Genomic DNA, 17,599 nt, shown 5'->3' on the forward strand with positions numbered 1-17,599 from the left:
TCTAACCACTTGCACACTGTTCACACTCTGGATCTTTAAATAACCCAAAGGACTTTTGCTCTAACGTTAAACCATCAACTTGTTTAAACACACTGCCGCTATAATGACCTAAAATCATGTTTACGGTATAAAGCGCCTGCATTGAGCCAATAACGCCGAGCAGCGGGCTGATCACTCCAAAGTTATCGCAGTTTTGCGATACTTGCTCGCTCCCTTCTGGGAATAAGCAGGCATAACAAGGACTTTCGATTCTAAAATCAAATACCATTACTTGACCTTGGGTTGCGATGGCTGCACCTGAAATTAGTACTTTTTGCTTCGCAAGGCAGTATTCATTCAGTAGATAACGGGTTTTAAAGTTATCACTACAATCGAGGATAAAGTCGGCATCAGCCAATAATGCATCTAAATTTTCTGCACTTAAACGTGCGTGCACTGGGTTCAGTGAAATTTGATTATTTAGACTAGTCAGTACTTTACCTGCAGCTTTAGCTTTGCTTTGACCAAGGTGGTTTACCTTATACATGATCTGACGTTGAAGGTTAGACAGCTCAACTGCGTCATCGTCAATGAATGTTACTTGCCCGATACCTGACGCCGTCAAATATAGCAAAGCAGGGCTGCCCAAACCGCCACAGCCGACCACGGCAACTTTGGCACTTTTCAGTTTATTTTGCCCTGCTTCACCGACTTCTTTGAGTAACAAGTGGCGACTGTAACGAAGCCGCTCTTTGTCATCCAATGCCATTAAGCCTCACCTCGTCCTTTACGAATTGCAGCTTTGAGCTCAAGTACGGCATTTTGGTGATCATCCGCAAGGGTAATCGCACGCACCACTGCGACACTGCCCACCCCCGTACTGGCAACTTGCTCAGTACGAGCAATATCAATACCGCCTATGGCCACGGTCGGATAATGCGTCTTCATTAACGGCACAAAATGCTTGAGCTTTTCAAGCCCCTGAATTTGCCCTGTCATGTCTTTGGTTGTGGTTGGATATATCGCGCCGAAAGCTAAGTAACTTGGACGGTAGTTATGCGCTCGCACCATTTCATAAAAACCGTGCGTCGATACGCCTAAACGTAAGCCTGCATTTTGAATTGCCGATAGGTTAGCTTCGCCTAAATCTTCTTGACCAAGATGCACGCCATACGCACCATGCTCGATGGCTAGCTGCCAGTAATCGTTAATAAATACGCGTCCCTGATATTTCTCACCCAACATAATGGCCGTTTTGATCTCTTCTTCTAGATTCGGATCGTTTGGATCTTTAATGCGCAGCTGAACGGTCGGTACGCCTGCGGCTAAACATTTTTCAATCCAATCGGCAGTATCAACGACCGCATAAAGTTCTAGCTCACCGTCAGTGTCGGCAAAACCTGCAGCAAAATTAAAATCATCCGGTGCGGGCAGTTCTAATTCATCGGCTAGCCAACTTCCCGGCTCTATCACTTGCGGAAAGTGATTTAGGTCTTCTGGGAAGCCAGTATGGGCTACAGGGCCAATGCCTTCACCATATCGAACGGCAGTTACTAAACCTTGATTGATATACGCTTTACCTAAAATAAATGCGTCTTTTAGCGGGTAACCTTTGGCAAGACAAGCCGCGATGCATGATGATAAGCTACAGCCCGTGCCATGGGTATGAGGTGTAACTACTGCTTCGTTACCTAACCAATATTCTTCTTGGCTGTCACTGCGACAGTAATCTATACAGTAGCCTTTCGGGTAATCCCAATGACCGCCTTTGATCACCGCAGAACCCGCACCAAAGGCCTGTAACTTTTCGGCAGCTGCAACCACTGAGCTTGGACCAATAAGATAAATGCCTGTAAGTAACTGTGTCTCATGCGTATTTGGGGTGATCACATCTACCAGCGGGAAAAGATATTTCTTTAACGCATCAACTGTGTCTTCTTCAGTTAATGTGTCACCACTGGTTGCAATCGCAACCGGGTCGTACACCACAACAGGTGGCACCGCCCATGTTTTTTTGAAGTGGGCAATGTGCTCAGCAATTAACTGAACTTGAGCAATATTGGCAAGCAAGCCTATTTTAATCACTTTGGCAGGCATATCTTGCGCCAGAGCATTAAGTTGAGACTCAATCACAGCATTACTGACAGGGTTTATGGCTTCAACTCCAAGGCTGTTTTGTGCGGTAAGTGCCGTGATCACCGTACAGCCGTGTACACCAAAACTGTGCATGGCTTTCAGGTCGGCTTGAATACCTGCGCCACCACCACTGTCTGAGCCTGCAATACTCCAAACAACTTCTGACATGTCAGACTCCTAAATTCTTTATCTATTTTAATCTTGGTGCCAAAACGGCATGCCCATGGTCGGCGTAGAAGGTGCCGCTACTTCTTTTTCAGGCATGGCTTTGGCTTCATAACTAAAGCGCCCTGCTTCTACTGCAGATTTAAACGCTTTGGCCATAGTCACCGGACAACCCGCACCAGCAATGGCCGAGTTTAATAGTACCGCATCATAACCTAGCTCAAGCGCTTGGCAAGCATGTGATGGTAAGCCTAAGCCTGCGTCCACAATGAGAGTATGATCTGGCAGGCGCTCACGGATGGTTTTTAAATTATAAGGGTTAATTAGCCCTTTGCCTGTACCAATTGGCGCGCCCCAAGGCATCAATACTTCGCAGCCTAAATCAGCCAGTCGCTGACAGAGCACTAAGTCATCGGTGCAATAAGGCAGTACTTTAAAGCCATCTTTGATCAAAATATCAGTCGCTTCTAATAAAGCCACGGGATCAGGCTGCAAATTATACTCATCACCAATCAGCTCTAACTTGATCCAGTCTGTATCGAAGACTTCGCGACACATTTTCGCCAAGGTCACTACTTCTTTGACACTGTGGCAACCTGCTGTGTTAGGCAATACGCGCAGCCCTGTATCTTTGATTAATTGCCAAAAGTCTTGCCCTGCTTCAACTGAATTTTGACGTCGCAACGACACAGTCACAATTTGCGACTGCGATGCCACCAGCGATTGCTGCATAATTTGCGGAGATGGATAAAGCGCAGAACCTATCAATAAACGGCTATCAAAGGTTTCGCCATAAATGGTAAGTGGTTTATGCATGTTTAGCCCCCTTGAATAGGCGACAATAACTCGATTTGATCGCCCTCTTTTAATTCAGCCACAGCACATTGGCTGCGCGGTACAAACTGCCCATTCACAGCCACAGCAAATGGCGGCACTGCGCCTTGCGATTCAATAAATGCTTGTAAATTAGTGTCGGTTAGCGCGACTTGTTGACCATTGAATACGACGTTCAAAGTAACCCCTTGCTCAGTGCTTGCTGCACCACAAAAGGTGCAAGTAAATAACCATGGCGATATAAGCCATTAATTTGGATGAGGTTGTCTTTCACCTCAATATTTGGACGATTATCAACAAACGCAGGTCTTAGCCCAGAATTAATCGACATCACACGCCCCTCACTAAAGCCGCTGTGTACCGTGTAGGCAGCTGACAACAACTCAAGCGTAGAGCGCACCGTGATCGGGCCATTATCTTGTGACTCAATTTCAGTCGCACCAATGACAAACTCATGATTTGGTTTCGGCGCGATGTAAATTGGGTAGCGAGGATGCATTAAACGCACAGGACGAGTTAACGTCACTTCTGGTGCGTAAACGCGGGCTACTTCACCACGTACACCTCGAAGCCCTGTCACTTCATCTTTGGCGCCTAAGCCACGACAATCGATGACCCAATCGAATGCTTCACCGTTTACTTGCCCTTGCTCGCAATACACAGACTGCCCAAAATGAAACTCAACATCTTGCTGTTGTAGCGTCTCAAAACTGGCGCGAAAAAAAGCCAAGTTATCGAGCTGACCTTCACAAGGTAAAAATATGCCTTGATGAAAACGCCCAGCTAGTTCTGGTTCTAACTGAGCAATGTCTTGGCTATTGGCTATATGTGCTTGGTGCCCAGCGAGTGGTTTTAAGCGCTGTGAAAAACTTTGTAAGTCGCCCTTGTCTTGCTGATGTGCAACAACGAGGGTACCTGCTTGTTGAAAAAATACCGGGGAAGAAAGTTTTGCCAAAAGTTCGGGCCAAAGTGCCATGGCTGTTAAGCCATCTTCGGCTAAATCCGCTTCACAAATTACCGACTCTGCCAACGGCGCTAACATGGCTGCCGCTAATACACCGGCGCTGTTATTTGCTTGTGCGTCGTCTTTTTCGAAGATACTCAGTTGATAGCGCTCCATCAGCATCAATGCTGCAACACGCCCCAACAAACCAAACCCTAATACAGCAACTCTTGGTTTACTCATTTCTGCCCCTAAAAACCCGAAGGTTATAAAACAATGCCATGTTGTCCGCATGGCATAATCATCTAGTGTGACTAGATAGCTTTGTGATAAAGCTCAGAGCCTGTTTGTTTAAACTCTTCAGACTTGGCTTTCATTTCAGCTTCAACATCGATCATCTTGATCTTAATTGCGTTGTTATCAGAAATATCAACACCTTGTGCTTCTAGGTCTTTCGCGTAGTCACGTACTTCTTGAGTGATCTTCATTGAGCAGAACTTAGGACCACACATAGAGCAGAAGTGCGCCACTTTGCCCGACTCTTGCGGTAGTGTCTCGTCGTGATATTCAAGTGCACGTTCAGGATCTAGACCTAGATTGAATTGGTCGTGCCAACGGAACTCGAAACGCGCTTTTGATAACGCGTTATCACGAATTTGTGCACCTGGGTGACCTTTTGCTAAATCAGCTGCGTGAGCGGCGATTTTGTATGTGATAAGGCCTTCTTTCACGTCTTCTTTGTTTGGTAGACCTAAGTGCTCTTTTGGTGTTACATAACACAGCATAGCCGTACCATACCAAGCGATCTGCGCAGCACCGATACCAGAAGTAATATGGTCATAACCCGGTGCGATATCTGTCGTTAATGGACCAAGTGTATAGAAAGGCGCTTCATGGCAGTGCTCTAATTGCTCGTCCATGTTTTCTTTGATCATATGCATTGGCACGTGACCTGGACCTTCGATAAACACCTGAACGTCATGCTCCCAAGCAATCTTCGTCAGTTCACCTAAAGTGCGTAACTCAGATAATTGTGCTTCATCGTTGGCATCTGCAATTGAGCCCGGACGTAAACCATCACCCAGTGAGAAACACACGTCATACTGCTTCATGATCTCACAGATGTCTTCGAAGTGTGTGTATAGGAAGTTTTCTTTATGGTGCGCTAAGCACCACTTCGCCATAATTGAACCACCACGCGATACAATACCGGTGACACGTTTTGCCGTCATTGGTACGTAGCGAAGTAATACACCGGCGTGGATCGTGAAGTAATCCACACCCTGCTCTGCTTGTTCAATCAGCGTATCGCGGAAAATTTCCCATGTTAGGTCTTCAGCAACACCATTTACTTTTTCAAGTGCTTGGTAAATTGGTACGGTGCCGATTGGTACTGGTGAGTTACGTACAACCCATTCACGCGTTTCGTGGATATAACGGCCTGTAGACAGGTCCATTACCGTATCTGCACCCCAACGCGTTGACCATACTAGCTTCTCAACTTCTTCTTCAATTGAAGAAGTGACTGATGAATTACCAATGTTGGCGTTCACTTTTACTAAGAAGTTACGGCCAACAATCATTGGCTCTGATTCTGGGTGGTTGATGTTGTTAGGAATGATAGCTCGACCACGTGCCACTTCTGAGCGAACGAATTCTGGTGTGATGAACTCTGGAATTTCTGCACCAAACGACTCGCCTTTGTGCTGTTGCGCTAATAACTCTCCACGAATTTTTTCACGCCCCATGTTTTCACGAATCGCGGCGAACTCCATTTCTGGGGTGATAATACCCTGACGCGCATAGTGCATTTGCGTCACGTTTTTACCTTTTTTAGCACGACGAATTTTAGGTAAGTGCTCAAAACGGATGTGATCTAGGCCTTCATCAGCCATACGTTGTTGAGAGAACTGTGAGGTTACTGACTCGAGCTCTTCTGTGTCATCACGATCTAAGATCCACTGCTCACGATATTTAGGTAAGCCTTTGCGAACATTTAGTTCAAAGCCCGGCTCTGTGTAAGGGCCTGATGTATCGTAAACACGGATTGGGTCATTTTTCTCAAACACAGGGTTTTCTTCTGTGCCACCAATAAAGCTGTCGCTTAGAGTGATTTCACGCATACCCACACGTACACCCGCCTGCTCACCTTCTACATACACTTTTTGTGAGTTCGGAAACGGTTGACCAGTAAGGTTATAAATATATTCTGATGCCGCGGCACGGGTTTCGCGACGGCTTGGCTTGCTACTATTGTTTGACATGACTTGCCTCATGGTTAGTTAAGGTGTCTTGTCAGATCTCCAGATGGAGAGAGATGGGTGTTAGCCCAATTGGTCCGAGCTAAATGCATGCACGACGCATCTTAGCTTTTTGCAGCCAGCAAAGATATTTGCTTGCAAGGCAGCTTGTTCCCTACGCAGGTTTTAACCTGATCAGGTTCACGGATCCCGCAAATAATGCGATCTCAGCCCGAAGGCACTCCGACAAGTAACGAATTGAGTGCAGTCTACTTCATAAACAATGGCTTATTCAAGACCATCTAAACGTTTAAAGGTCAGGATTGGCTTACCATTTAGTATTAGCGCCTTATCTGACACCGTAAAAGGCACACCGATTTCTAACATATTCAGTAGCATACGCTCTTGTTTATCGAGCTCATCGGAGCAGAGCATTTTTGTCATACCGATTTGCTCAACATACAGCTGATTGTCTTCAATACGGGTTTTACCAAAGAAGCGGTTGCATCCTGTGTGGCCCATTATCTGATTGTCTTCAACGAGCTGTAGACGCATTTCACTACTAGTCTGCGCAACCTCATCAATCTGACTTAATTGCCAATGTCCTTGCGGTAGCGTCTTTTCAGAGAAAGGGTTAAGGCTATTTGGATCATCCCACACCATGGTGCAACCAGATAAAACAGCAGAGCCCGATAAGCCCAAAACAATGGCTAAAATAGATAACTTATTTTTCATACAAGGTTTCCTATGTTTAGAGCTTAATTTTTTATGTAAATAACTGCTCAAGTTGCTCAGGCACAAACGGACGACCTTTTGCATTTACCGATGTGCCTGTCACAACTGCATCCAGCATCAGTTTATTGTCTGCTACGCGGATCACCTTTTGATTAAAGGCGAATTTCAAACGGCTTAAACGCTCCACTTCGACTTCAACGTAAAATGCATCGCCTGGCTTTAATGAGTCTTTGTAGTTCATTTCTGAGCGGATCACCACTAAATTGACCTTATCACGGGCAAGTTGCGCAAAATCGATATTTTTAGCTGCCAAAAACTCATGTCGTGCATGCTCTAGATAATTGAAATAGACGCTGTTGTTGACGATACCTTGTAAGTCGCACTCGTAGTCGCGCACTTTAAACTCAACTCTGAAACTCATTTAACCCTCATTAACTCGGTAGTCTTTGCAGCAGTTATAACACAATTAAACATAGTTTCACTTCTCTGTATGGTCTGATTTGTTAGAATAGCCAGCGCGTGCCGAACTTAACTGCTTATTTTGAATTGAACAAAACTGACATTCAGAACGTATGCACACCTCACTATCAAAACGGAATAGCCTGAAAATGAAAGCAAAAATCTCTCTGTTATGCGCAGCCATGCTGCCTTTATTTGCCGCTAATGCGGTTGCTCAGCAAAATAGCCTTGAAGTGATTGAAGTCACCGGTGACTTCAAAAAAGAAAGCATTCAAACCTTAAGCGCCAGTGCCAGTGTATTAGGCGAGCTAGAAATTACACAACGTGGTGCCAGCTACCTAGATGAGATTTTAAATTCAGCGGCTAACGTCAACTTCACAGCTGGTGCATCTCGCGGTCGCTTTGTACAGATCCGTGGCGTTGGTCTTCGCTCTCAATTCCAAGACCCAATCCAGCCTAGTGTGGGCTTACTCATCGATGGTATTAACTACTCTGGTCTTGGTGGCAGTGCATTGTTATTTGATGTTGAGCAAGTGGCGGTTTATCGCGGCCCGCAGGGAACTCGCTATGGTGCAGATGCCATGGCAGGTATGATTGATATGCAAACCACTAAGCCTAGCCAAGATAAAGCATTGAAGGTGAAGTTAGGTGTTGGCAACTATAATAGTTATGAAGCAGGTATTGCTGCAGGCACTGGCTTAACTGATAGCTCTGCAATCAGAGTGAGCGCGTTCCAACGTAAATCAGATGGCTATACCGATAACCTATATCTGGATCGCCCAACCCAAGAACAAGATGAGCAAGCTTTACGATTGAAGCTTAATAATGAATGGAGCGACAGCTTTAATACTTCAATTGCTGTACATCACATCAATATCGAAAACGGTTATGATGCATTTTCACTTGATAATAGCCGCAACAGTGTTGCTGATGAACCGGGCCAAGATAACTTAGAAAGTGATGCTTTCTCTTTAACTGCAAATTACACCGGCTTTGAAACAGTCAATATCACAACAACGGTAACTGGACTGCAAGCAGACTCACTGTATAGCTATGATGAAGACTGGGTATGTAAAAACGCCAACCAAGCAAGTTTATGTGCAGCAGGTCTTCACCCTTGGGGTTACAGCTCTACTGATATTTATTCACGTGATACTGAAAAAGGCACTTTCGACCTGCAAGTAAGCGCTAAACAAAATGACTGGGTTGTTGGCCTTTATTCTGAGCGTCGTGATGTAGACTTAACTCGTATCTATAATGACCCAAGCAATCCTTTCAATTCTAGTTTTGATATCACTAACACCGCTGTGTATGGCCAAAAAGTAACATCAATCGCAAAAGATGTTGAGCTAATCACCGGATTACGTGCAGAAAGCTATGAAGCTGACTACAAAGACAATAATGGCTTTTCAGAAACAACCGATAAAACCATGCTAGGTGGTAAGGTTGCGCTAGAGTATCAAGTTGTCCCACGTACAATGGTCTACACCAGCCTCTCTCGTGGCTACAAAATCGGTGGTGTAAACGGCGAAGCGCTTGCGAAAGCGAAAGATAAAAACCTAAATATTCAGCCAGAGAACTACACCTTCGACCCTGAATATTTATGGAATGCCGAATTTGGTGTGAAAGGCCAATCTGAAGATAAGAGCCATACTTTGCGTGTCACTGCTTTCTACATGAAACGTGATGATATGCAATTAAAGCAATGGCAAGTTCAAGACCAACAATTCGCTGGATATTTAGATAATGCTAGCTCAGGCAAGAACTATGGTTTTGAAGTAGAAGGTACAAAACAATATACAGAACGCCTTGCTCTTAACTATAGCTTTGGCTACTTACGCTCAAAAATTAAAGGTTTCACAACTTCTGATGGCATCAATCAGCACGGCAGAGATCAAGCACAAGCACCTAAATATCAATATGCGTTCAGCTTTAACTATGCACTAACAGATAAGCTAGAAGCACACCTTGGCTTTGAAGGTAAAGATAGTTATTACTTCTCAGACAGTCATAACGACCAAGCGCCTAATCAAAATCTGATTAATGCAAGTATAAGCTATCATAGAGATAACTGGTCACTGACTGCTTGGGGAAGAAACCTGGCTGATAGAGACGTGCCTGTTCGCGGCTTTGAGTTCGGTAATAATCCACTTAAAGAGTACGCGACTGAAAATTACTACCAATATGGCGAGCCTCGCCTTGTCGGTTTGACGTTTAAATACGAGTTATAAATGAAATACCCTGTGGCATAAAGCACGGGGTACTTTTATCTCGCTAATAAAATTTTAGGCACAAAAAAGCGCGCAATTAAAATGCGCGCTTTTCTTTTTCTGAGAGATTAACCTAATTCAGGCAGGTTACGACCATAGAATACTTCTTGGATCTCACGCTCTACTTTCGCGCGGATTTCTTTTTCTTCTTCTGCACTTAAATCATCGGTACTTAAGCCGAATAGATAAGTATTTAGATCTGTCTCTTTTAACATCATCTTAGTGTGGAATAAGTTTTCTTGGAAAACATTTACATCCACCATGTGATACGCTTCTTTGGTATCTTCTGTCATGTAATTCTGGATTGAATGAATTGCATGATCAATGTAGTGTTTTACCCCTGTGATATCACGAGTAAAGCCACGTACACGGTAATCGATTGTCACCACATCCGACTCTAAAGAGTGAATTAAGAAATTCAACGCTTTGAGCGGAGAGATCACACCACAGGTTGATACTTCGATATCTGCACGGAATGTGCAAATACCATCGTTAGGGTGCGCTTCAGGATAAGTGTGAACACAGATGTGACTCTTATCTAAATGTGCAACCACTGACTCAGGAAGTGGTCCTGGTGTCTCGTTACTATCAAATGTCTGCTGCTCTACAGGCTCTTCAGACACAAGAATCGTTACACTTGCACCTTGCGGATCATAGTCTTGGCGAGCAATGTTCAGCACATTTGCACCAATGATATCGACAACTTCTTTAAGAATATCCGTTAGACGATCAGCGCTATATTGCTCATCAATGTATTCTAAATATTCTTTACGCTGTTGCTCCGTTTTAGCGTAACAAATGTCATAGATACTAAAGCTTAAACTTTTCGTTAAGTTATTAAAGCCATGGAGCTTAATTTTATCAAAGGGCTTGTTCACTATACTCAACCTTTAAACAATAAATCTGCAACGCAGAACTCAAAGAGGGCGGATTTTATACGAAAAATCCGCACTGAAAAAGCGTTATTTTGCAACGCTTTCAACAACCTCATGACTGTGAGTTATTTCTACTGTTTTATCAAGCATTAAGGCCACAGAACAGTACTTCTCAGCAGACAGCTGAACCGCGCGTGCAAGGTGCTTTTCAGAAACATTTTTACCGGTAACTACAAAGTGTAGATTCATTTTGGTAAATACTCTAGGCGCACTTTCTGCACGCTCTGCTGTTAGCTTAACTTCAACATTCTCAACCTGTTGTTTTGCTTTTTTTAGAATGCTCACCACATCCACAGATGAACAACAACCCGTCGACATTAAGACCATTTCCATTGGGCTTGGCGCAGCACCATCAGCGCCTGTATCAAATACCACATTATGGCCAGACTGTGAGCGGCCAATAAAAGTATCGCCATCAACCCACTTAATATTCGCTTCCATTTTTTACCTCTATAAATACAAACACCGCCTGAAAGCGGCGGTGTTATAAAATGCTATAAACTGTTTGAGACTGCAATTATTTTAGATTGCGGCGTCGAATAGGTTTTTAACCAAACCTGCAAACTCTTCAATAAACTCGCGTTGCTCTTTGGTCACTCGTTGCTCTGTTACACTAGACAGCACTTCTTGCAAGTCATAGACGATACCATCAACTTCACGCACAATTAAGCTGCGTTGCTCAGTTGATAACTCTGTGTTTTGCTCACAGATTTTAATTACGTACTCAGCGATGACATCTTCAATTAACTCCATCACCCTTGGTGCACCTGGCTCAATCTCACCAGGCTTTTCAAACAAGGTTAAATTGTGGGTTAAGTACATTACTAACTCATCATAGCCCTGTTTATCTAATACCATAGTTTGTCCACCTGAAACTCTCAAAGCATCTCCTATTGATTTAAGCAGAAACTCACATGCATTGCTACTTTTACAGCTAACGGATGAAAAAAAAGCAGCCTAAGCTGCTTTTTTAATACTTTTATTCTACCTAAATAGATAGAAACTGTGAATTAGTCGATTGATAAACCTGGGCTTAATGCACCTGGCAATGTCACCTTTTCTAACTCAACAGACGCTACTGGGTAAGCACAGTAATCTGCTGCATAATATGCACTTGCTCTGTGGTTACCTGATGCGCCAATACCACCGAATGGTGCTGCACTTGATGCACCGGTGATAGGACGGTTAAAGTTTACAATACCTGCACGAATACGACGTAAGAAGTGGTCGTAATCTTCAGCATTGTCACTTAATAGACCAGCAGAAAGACCAAAGCTTGTATCGTTTGCTTTTTCGATTGCTGCATCAAAGTCTGTGTAACGGAATACTTTTAATAATGGACCGAAGTGCTCATCATCTGGGAAGTCAGTGACATTTGAACACTCAAGGATACCTGGTGTTACAAAGCCTGTGCCTTCTTTATGTGTAAGTTCGATGATAGTCTCAGCGCCTAAGTCAATCAGTTGCTGCTGTGCTGCAACCATACCTGCCGCCGCTTGATTTGAAATCATAGAACCCATGAATGGCTGTTCTTCATCATCAAAGTTACCCACTTTGATTGCTTTTGTTGCACGTACTAGGTGCTCAAGGATCGCATCACCCTGCTCGCCTGCAGGTAAGAATAACTTACGGGCACACGTACAACGTTGACCGCTTGAGATAAATGCAGATTGAATGATGTCGTGAACGACCGCTTTCGTATCAGACGCATCTTTTACGATTAATGGGTTATTACCACCCATTTCTAGCGCAAGAATTTTACCTGGCTGACCAGCAAACTGCTCATGAAGGATATGACCTGTACGAGAAGAACCGGTGAAGAATAAGCCATCGATACCACGGTGAGAAGCAAGTGCTTTACCTGTTTCTACTTCACCTTGTACTAGGTTGATAACGCCTGCTGGAAGGCCTGCTTTTTCCCAAAGCTTAAGTGTAAGCTCAGCAACATAAGGGGTTAGTTCTGACGGCTTAAAGATAACCGTATTACCCGCTAACAAAGCAGGCACGATGTGGCCGTTTGGTAAGTGACCAGGGAAGTTATATGGGCCAAATACAGCTACGACACCATGTGCTTTGTGGCGAATAACCGCGCGGCCAACTGGCATTGCGTTTTCAACAACACCTGTACGCTCATGGTAAGCTTTTTCTGAAATGGCAATTTTACCAACCATAGCACCCGCTTCAGTACGCGTTTCCCACAGTGGCTTACCTGTTTCTTTCGCAATCGCAATTGCCAGCTCTTCACTGTTTTCTTTTAACTGCTCAGCAAAACGTTTAACAACCTCTAAACGTGCTTCAAATGCCATGTCGCTCCAGCTATAAAAAGCTTCACGCGCTGACTTAACTGCAGTATCAACTTGCTCAGCCGTTGCTGAGTTTGCTTGCCAAATAACTTCGTTGTTTGCTGGGTTCAGTGATGAGAATGCCTCACCTTGACCTGCTAACCATTCACCATTAATAAATTGTGCGGCATGTGTTGTCATAATAAATCTCTATATTTATATAGTTGCGATGCTGACTTTGTCACCATCCACTAAATTCAATGCGTTTGCCAACTCTGCTGAGATAACGACATTATCAGTATTGTCATCAATCTGAAGCTCAGCAACGGTTGCACGATACCCTTGAAGTTTATCATTTGCAATCATCACAGGGGAACCACCTGGATTATCACCAATTGACACTGTTTTGAAGCTTGATGAACGTACTGTACGAATATTATCTACTTTTGCTTCAACTGTCGGACCTGCGTCGAAAATATCAACATAGCCGTTAAAAGTGAAGCCTTCACTCTTAAGTAGCTCAATCGCTGGGCGCGTATTATCGTGTACTTGGCCAATCACTTCTTGCGCTTCTTCACTCAACAAATTCACATAAATTGGGTATTTTGGCATAAGCTCAGCAATGAACACTTTCTGACCGATACCTGTTAGGTAATCTGCCGTTGGGAAATCCATTGAGAAGAAGTGCTCTTCAAGCCATTGCCAGAATGGGCTTTGACCATTTTCATCTGATACACCACGCATTTCAGCGATAACCGTATCTGCAAAGCGCTGCTGATGTTGTTTAATAAACATAAAACGCGACTTTGATAGCAACTTGCCATTAAGACCTCTGCGATGTCCCTCTTTCAAGAACAAGGTGCATAACTCAGTGGCTCCCGTGTAGTCGTTACACAGAGTCAGAATATCAACCGCTTTATAAACATTTAAGGTGCGTGATGAATGGATCACCTTACTAAGGTGGTAATGATAAAACGCATCATCTAAACCAACTGCTGCTTCAATCGCGCTGGTACCCACTACTTCGCCAGTTTCAGTGTCTTCTAAAACGAACAAATAGCCTTCATCAAAAGGGACATCCGTTTCTTTCTTGAAAGACGCTTCAGAGCGTTCGATTTTGCTTTGTAATAGTTCTTCATTATTAGGTAATGAAGTAAAGCCATGACCTGATTCATGGGCAATTTTTAAAAGCGCTGGATAGTCGCTTTGCTGGATTGGGCGAAGGATCATCATGAGTCCGCTTACTCCTAAAAAGTTAACTTGACGGTAGACAAGGCCAAGCAAGCTTGGCCACTCAAGGAATTAAGCGTTTGCAGCTACAACTGCAGCAACTGCTTTTTCGAAACGCGCCATACCTTCACGGATATCCGCTTCAGGAATAACCAGTGAAGGCGTGAAACGAACAACGTCTGCACCAGCTACAAGTGACATCACACCTTCTTTTACGCCTGCAACTAAAAACTCTTTCGCGCGGCCTTTGTATGTTTCGTTTACAACACCACCTAATAATAGACCTTTACCACGAATTTCGCTGAATACGTTGTACTTGTCATTAATCGCAGTAAGCAGTTCACGGAATAGTGCTTCTTTCTCTTTAACACCGTTTAAAACAGCTTCATCATTTACTGTATTGAACGCCGCTTCTGCAACAGCACAAGCTAGCGGGTTACCACCGTAGGTTGAACCGTGTGTACCAATTTTTAAGTGCTTTGCGATTTCAGTCGTTGTGATCATCGCACCGATTGGGAAACCACCGCCTAGCGCTTTCGCAGTTGTTAAAATGTCAGGAATAACATCTAAACCTTGGTAAGCGTATAGGTCACCAGTACGACCAACACCTGTTTGTACTTCATCAAAAATAAGCAGCGCATTGTGCTTAGTACATAACTCGCGAACACCTTTAACAAAGTCAGCTTCTGGAGATACGATACCACCTTCACCTTGCAGTGGCTCCATCATCACAGCACATGTGTTGTCAGAGATTAGCGCTTCAAATGCAGCTAGGTCGTTATAGTCACAGTGAACTACATCACCTGGCTTAGGACCGAAACCATCAGAATACGCAGCTTGGCCGCCCACAGTTACAGTGAAGAAAGTACGGCCGTGGAAGCCTTTGTTGAACGAAATGATTTGTGATTTGTCAGCGCCGAACTTATCAAGTGCAAAACGACGTGCCAGTTTAAGTGCTGCTTCGTTCGCTTCTGCACCTGAATTTGCAAAGTAAACTTTTTCTGCAAATGTTGCGTCTGTTAATTTTTTCGCTAAACGCAATGCAGGCTCGTTTGTCATTACATTTGATAGGTGCCAGATTTTTTCACCTTGCTCTTTCAGCGCATTAACTAATGCTGGGTGACAGTGACCTAAACAGTTAACAGCGATACCACCTGCAAAGTCGATAAACTCGCGGCCTTCTTGATCCCAAACGCGAGAACCTTCACCTCGAACTGGAATAACTGCTGAAGGTGCATAATTAGGTACCATTACCTGATCGAATAATTCACGATTAATAGTCATTTTCTATCCCCATAAAGTTGAGTTAGGTGCGCTAAAACTAGTATTGAGTGTAGCTAGTTCACGGCTAAAAATAGCCGTATGGCACAAATTTCATTCACCCATTATTTCAGAAAAAAACCTTAAAGTCTCATTTAAAACTTTCATAGAGCCCTTGATATTCAAGGGTTTGGGATAGTTTTTCATAGTGAGTGAATAACTATTTAGGTGCACTCGATAGATTTGACTGTTAAGAAAAGGAAAAGCCACTAATCGAGTTAATTAGTGGCTTGAATGAATAGTCGCAAAAAAAATCTTAAATTTTACAAAATTGTTAGCTGTAAACTATTAAAGTTACATTTTGCTAGCGTAGTGAGTTCCTCTTTTGATAACCCCAGGTGAGCAAACCAATGAGCTGCTTCATCCTTTTCGATAAACTGATTGTCTTTGAGGATCATATACAGACTGTAGCCATGTGCCTTTCGCAGTACCTGACTAAGAGGTAAATAATCGGCTGACTGACTATGCGACTGAGGTAAATAATTAGCAGCGAACTCTTCCATCGGCGCCATAAATGGCAAATATCTAAACGCCATTTTTTCTATCAATTTAGCCGAGAGATTTGCTGAGTGATTGAGCAAAAGGCCTCTTAAAAAGAGTGGATCAGGTGATAGCTCTAAAAGTGCAGAGTGAAGGTCTTTATGGTTTTTATCACGCGCGATGCGCACCTTTTCCTGCCAGACCTTTTCAAACGTTCTTAGATACAAGCGCGTTAAAGCGACTTTACCCACATCTAATAACATACCTAGCGTAAAAGCATGCTGCTCTTTTACACCGTTCAATTCAGCTAAATGCTTTGCTGCAATTCCCGTTGTCATACTATGATCACGGAGTTTGCGCTTTAATAAAGGAAATGGCGATGTATCGTGAGGCATCCAGTGACGCATTGCAAAAGTCGGAATGACCATTTGTAAATTCTCAAGCCCAAGATAACGTAGTGCAAGTGCTGGCGTGTCAACTTTGACTGTGACACCTTTTGAGCTTTGCTTACGATACTGCGGTAAATTTACTAAGGAGACCAGATCTCTGCCTAACCAGGTTAATTCATTAACCAAAGGTTCAAGGCGTCCAACCGACGCTGACTTAACGCCCAATATATCTAAAATAGTCGGTACCGCATCCTGAATGCCAACAATCTCATGATAGATATTATCGATATCATCTATTTGCTTTTGAATTGATGACTCAATAATTTGGTGCAGATGATTACTGGCTTTCGCAATATACTTATGGTGACTGGTACTGCTCTCTTTACGTTTTGCTGCCGCAGCAATCTCAACCTCAAGCATAGTACGTTGTGGTATTTTCTCACCATAATTTAGATCTAGGGTGTGAATATACCCTAACTGTTGCTGCGCAAAGTTATGACTAATAAACAGATCATGCGCACGTTCATTGAGTGCGATTGAAGTCCTGAGTTGCCGAGATAAGTCAGTCATTGAACGTTCTAATGTTCCTATTAAAGCGTTGCTTTTACTTAGAAAAGCGGCGAATAAAATTATTTAATAAAGCTAACCCTTGTTCTGTGAGTATCGCTTCAGGATGAAATTGCACACCTTCTAAAGCCATTTCAGTATGGCATAAGCCCATAATTTCATCCACTTGTTGCATGCCATTCTCTGTCCATGCTGTAATCTCAAGGTCTTCAGGCAGACACTCTTTGGCAACAATCAAAGAATGATAGCGACATACGGTGAGTGGATCTGGTAAACCTTGAAACACGCCTTTATTTATATGGCGAATTTGCGACGTTTTCCCATGCATCACTTCTCTGGCTCTTATCACTTGTGCGCCCAGAGCTTGTGCAATCGTCTGGTGACCAAGGCAAATCCCCAGTATTGGAAATTGCCCTTTTAATTGCTCAACAACAGACAAAGAAATGCCCGCCTCATTAGGACTACAAGGTCCAGGAGAGATCACAATATGCTCAGGGTTAAGCGCTCGTATATCAGCAATACTTAACTCATCGTTCCGTTTTACAACAACGTCTTGATCTAAGCGTTGGAAATACTGCACTAGGTTATAGGTAAACGAGTCGTAATTATCGATCATTAATAACATAGAAATTTCC

General features: G+C 43.5%; 17 protein-coding genes and 1 riboswitch. Of the genes, 1 reads left to right on the top strand and 16 read right to left on the bottom strand.

Features of this window, described 5'->3' with window-relative positions:
- Nucleotide 1: 1 nt before the first annotated feature.
- The 8 genes from ABMY35_RS03775 to ABMY35_RS03810 form a co-directional block, all read right to left on the bottom strand.
- Nucleotides 2–748: a HesA/MoeB/ThiF family protein gene (locus ABMY35_RS03775; RefSeq protein WP_349285078.1), complete on the bottom strand. Its 747-nt coding sequence runs from the start codon at nt 746–748 to the stop codon at nt 2–4.
- The gene (gene thiE / locus ABMY35_RS03780; RefSeq protein WP_349285079.1) at nt 748–2,283 is read right to left on the bottom strand and encodes a thiamine phosphate synthase; all 1,536 of its coding nucleotides are present in this window, start codon (nt 2,281–2,283) and stop codon (nt 748–750) included. Before thiE ends, ABMY35_RS03775 begins: the two co-directional genes overlap by 1 nt.
- A 27-nt stretch (nt 2,284–2,310) precedes the next feature.
- A complete protein-coding gene (locus ABMY35_RS03785; protein WP_349285080.1) occupies nt 2,311–3,096 on the bottom strand; it encodes a thiazole synthase in 786 nt (261 codons plus the stop codon).
- Between the two features lie 2 nt (nt 3,097–3,098).
- Nucleotides 3,099–3,293, bottom strand: coding sequence for a sulfur carrier protein ThiS (gene thiS, locus ABMY35_RS03790; protein WP_058031113.1), 195 nt, complete (start codon nt 3,291–3,293; stop codon nt 3,099–3,101).
- The gene (locus ABMY35_RS03795; protein ID WP_349285081.1) at nt 3,290–4,300 is read right to left on the bottom strand and encodes an FAD-dependent oxidoreductase; all 1,011 of its coding nucleotides are present in this window, start codon (nt 4,298–4,300) and stop codon (nt 3,290–3,292) included. The genes thiS and ABMY35_RS03795 overlap by 4 nt, the downstream gene beginning before the upstream one ends.
- Nucleotides 4,301–4,371: 71 nt before the next feature.
- Entirely contained in the window at nt 4,372–6,321 is a 1,950-nt protein-coding gene (gene thiC / locus ABMY35_RS03800) for a phosphomethylpyrimidine synthase ThiC (RefSeq protein ID WP_349285082.1), read from the bottom strand.
- 131 nt (nt 6,322–6,452) lie between these two features.
- A riboswitch (TPP riboswitch) is annotated at nt 6,453–6,553 on the bottom strand.
- A gap of 32 nt (nt 6,554–6,585) precedes the next feature.
- Nucleotides 6,586–7,032, bottom strand: a complete 447-nt coding sequence (locus tag ABMY35_RS03805; protein WP_349285083.1) for an META domain-containing protein — start codon at nt 7,030–7,032, stop codon at nt 6,586–6,588.
- A gap of 31 nt (nt 7,033–7,063) precedes the next feature.
- Complete coding sequence (locus ABMY35_RS03810) at nt 7,064–7,453, bottom strand: acyl-CoA thioesterase (RefSeq protein WP_349285084.1); 390 nt, start codon at nt 7,451–7,453, stop codon at nt 7,064–7,066.
- A 187-nt stretch (nt 7,454–7,640) separates the two neighbouring features.
- Here ABMY35_RS03810 and ABMY35_RS03815 point away from each other — a divergent pair, with 187 nt between their 5' ends.
- Nucleotides 7,641–9,722: a TonB-dependent receptor gene (locus ABMY35_RS03815; protein ID WP_349285085.1), complete on the top strand. Its 2,082-nt coding sequence runs from the start codon at nt 7,641–7,643 to the stop codon at nt 9,720–9,722.
- Between the two features lie 107 nt (nt 9,723–9,829).
- On the opposite strand, the gene speD is transcribed toward ABMY35_RS03815, so the two are convergent.
- The 8 genes from speD to ABMY35_RS03855 all read right to left on the bottom strand — a co-directional run bounded on the left by speD (nt 9,830) and on the right by ABMY35_RS03855 (nt 17,589).
- Nucleotides 9,830–10,639, bottom strand: coding sequence for an adenosylmethionine decarboxylase (speD, locus tag ABMY35_RS03820; protein WP_058031119.1), 810 nt, complete (start codon nt 10,637–10,639; stop codon nt 9,830–9,832).
- An 84-nt stretch (nt 10,640–10,723) separates the two neighbouring features.
- Nucleotides 10,724–11,137 (bottom strand): OsmC family protein, encoded by a 414-nt coding sequence (locus ABMY35_RS03825; RefSeq protein WP_349285086.1) that lies wholly within the window; start codon nt 11,135–11,137, stop codon nt 10,724–10,726.
- Between the two features lie 81 nt (nt 11,138–11,218).
- Complete coding sequence (locus ABMY35_RS03830; protein ID WP_058031121.1) at nt 11,219–11,554, bottom strand: DUF3802 family protein; 336 nt, start codon at nt 11,552–11,554, stop codon at nt 11,219–11,221.
- Between the two features lie 152 nt (nt 11,555–11,706).
- Nucleotides 11,707–13,179, bottom strand: coding sequence for a succinylglutamate-semialdehyde dehydrogenase (astD, locus tag ABMY35_RS03835; protein WP_349285087.1), 1,473 nt, complete (start codon nt 13,177–13,179; stop codon nt 11,707–11,709).
- A 15-nt stretch (nt 13,180–13,194) separates the two neighbouring features.
- Nucleotides 13,195–14,211, bottom strand: a complete 1,017-nt coding sequence (astA, locus tag ABMY35_RS03840; protein ID WP_349285088.1) for an arginine N-succinyltransferase — start codon at nt 14,209–14,211, stop codon at nt 13,195–13,197.
- 69 nt (nt 14,212–14,280) lie between these two features.
- Complete coding sequence (locus ABMY35_RS03845) at nt 14,281–15,492, bottom strand: aspartate aminotransferase family protein (protein WP_349285089.1); 1,212 nt, start codon at nt 15,490–15,492, stop codon at nt 14,281–14,283.
- Between the two features lie 299 nt (nt 15,493–15,791).
- Nucleotides 15,792–16,967, bottom strand: coding sequence for an HDOD domain-containing protein (locus ABMY35_RS03850; protein WP_138478305.1), 1,176 nt, complete (start codon nt 16,965–16,967; stop codon nt 15,792–15,794).
- A gap of 34 nt (nt 16,968–17,001) precedes the next feature.
- Nucleotides 17,002–17,589, bottom strand: coding sequence for an aminodeoxychorismate/anthranilate synthase component II (locus ABMY35_RS03855; protein ID WP_349285090.1), 588 nt, complete (start codon nt 17,587–17,589; stop codon nt 17,002–17,004).
- Nucleotides 17,590–17,599 lie beyond the last annotated feature (10 nt).

The sequence above is a fragment of the Pseudoalteromonas sp. BZB3 genome (assembly GCF_040104455.1).
Lineage (GTDB): Bacteria > Pseudomonadota > Gammaproteobacteria > Enterobacterales > Alteromonadaceae > Pseudoalteromonas.

Coding starts and splice junctions, on each gene's coding strand:
- ABMY35_RS03775 (WP_349285078.1), bottom strand. CDS start 748: ATGGCATTGGATGACAAAGAGCGGCTTCGTTACAGTCGCCACTTGTTA.
- thiE (WP_349285079.1), bottom strand. CDS start 2,283: ATGTCAGAAGTTGTTTGGAGTATTGCAGGCTCAGACAGTGGTGGTGGC.
- ABMY35_RS03785 (WP_349285080.1), bottom strand. CDS start 3,096: ATGCATAAACCACTTACCATTTATGGCGAAACCTTTGATAGCCGTTTA.
- ABMY35_RS03795 (WP_349285081.1), bottom strand. CDS start 4,300: ATGAGTAAACCAAGAGTTGCTGTATTAGGGTTTGGTTTGTTGGGGCGT.
- thiC (WP_349285082.1), bottom strand. CDS start 6,321: ATGTCAAACAATAGTAGCAAGCCAAGCCGTCGCGAAACCCGTGCCGCG.
- ABMY35_RS03805 (WP_349285083.1), bottom strand. CDS start 7,032: ATGAAAAATAAGTTATCTATTTTAGCCATTGTTTTGGGCTTATCGGGC.
- ABMY35_RS03810 (WP_349285084.1), bottom strand. CDS start 7,453: ATGAGTTTCAGAGTTGAGTTTAAAGTGCGCGACTACGAGTGCGACTTA.
- ABMY35_RS03815 (WP_349285085.1), top strand. CDS start 7,641: ATGAAAGCAAAAATCTCTCTGTTATGCGCAGCCATGCTGCCTTTATTT.
- ABMY35_RS03825 (WP_349285086.1), bottom strand. CDS start 11,137: ATGGAAGCGAATATTAAGTGGGTTGATGGCGATACTTTTATTGGCCGC.
- ABMY35_RS03830 (WP_058031121.1), bottom strand. CDS start 11,554: ATGGTATTAGATAAACAGGGCTATGATGAGTTAGTAATGTACTTAACC.
- astD (WP_349285087.1), bottom strand. CDS start 13,179: ATGACAACACATGCCGCACAATTTATTAATGGTGAATGGTTAGCAGGT.
- astA (WP_349285088.1), bottom strand. CDS start 14,211: ATGATGATCCTTCGCCCAATCCAGCAAAGCGACTATCCAGCGCTTTTA.
- ABMY35_RS03845 (WP_349285089.1), bottom strand. CDS start 15,492: ATGACTATTAATCGTGAATTATTCGATCAGGTAATGGTACCTAATTAT.
- ABMY35_RS03850 (WP_138478305.1), bottom strand. CDS start 16,967: ATGACTGACTTATCTCGGCAACTCAGGACTTCAATCGCACTCAATGAA.
- ABMY35_RS03855 (WP_349285090.1), bottom strand. CDS start 17,589: ATGTTATTAATGATCGATAATTACGACTCGTTTACCTATAACCTAGTG.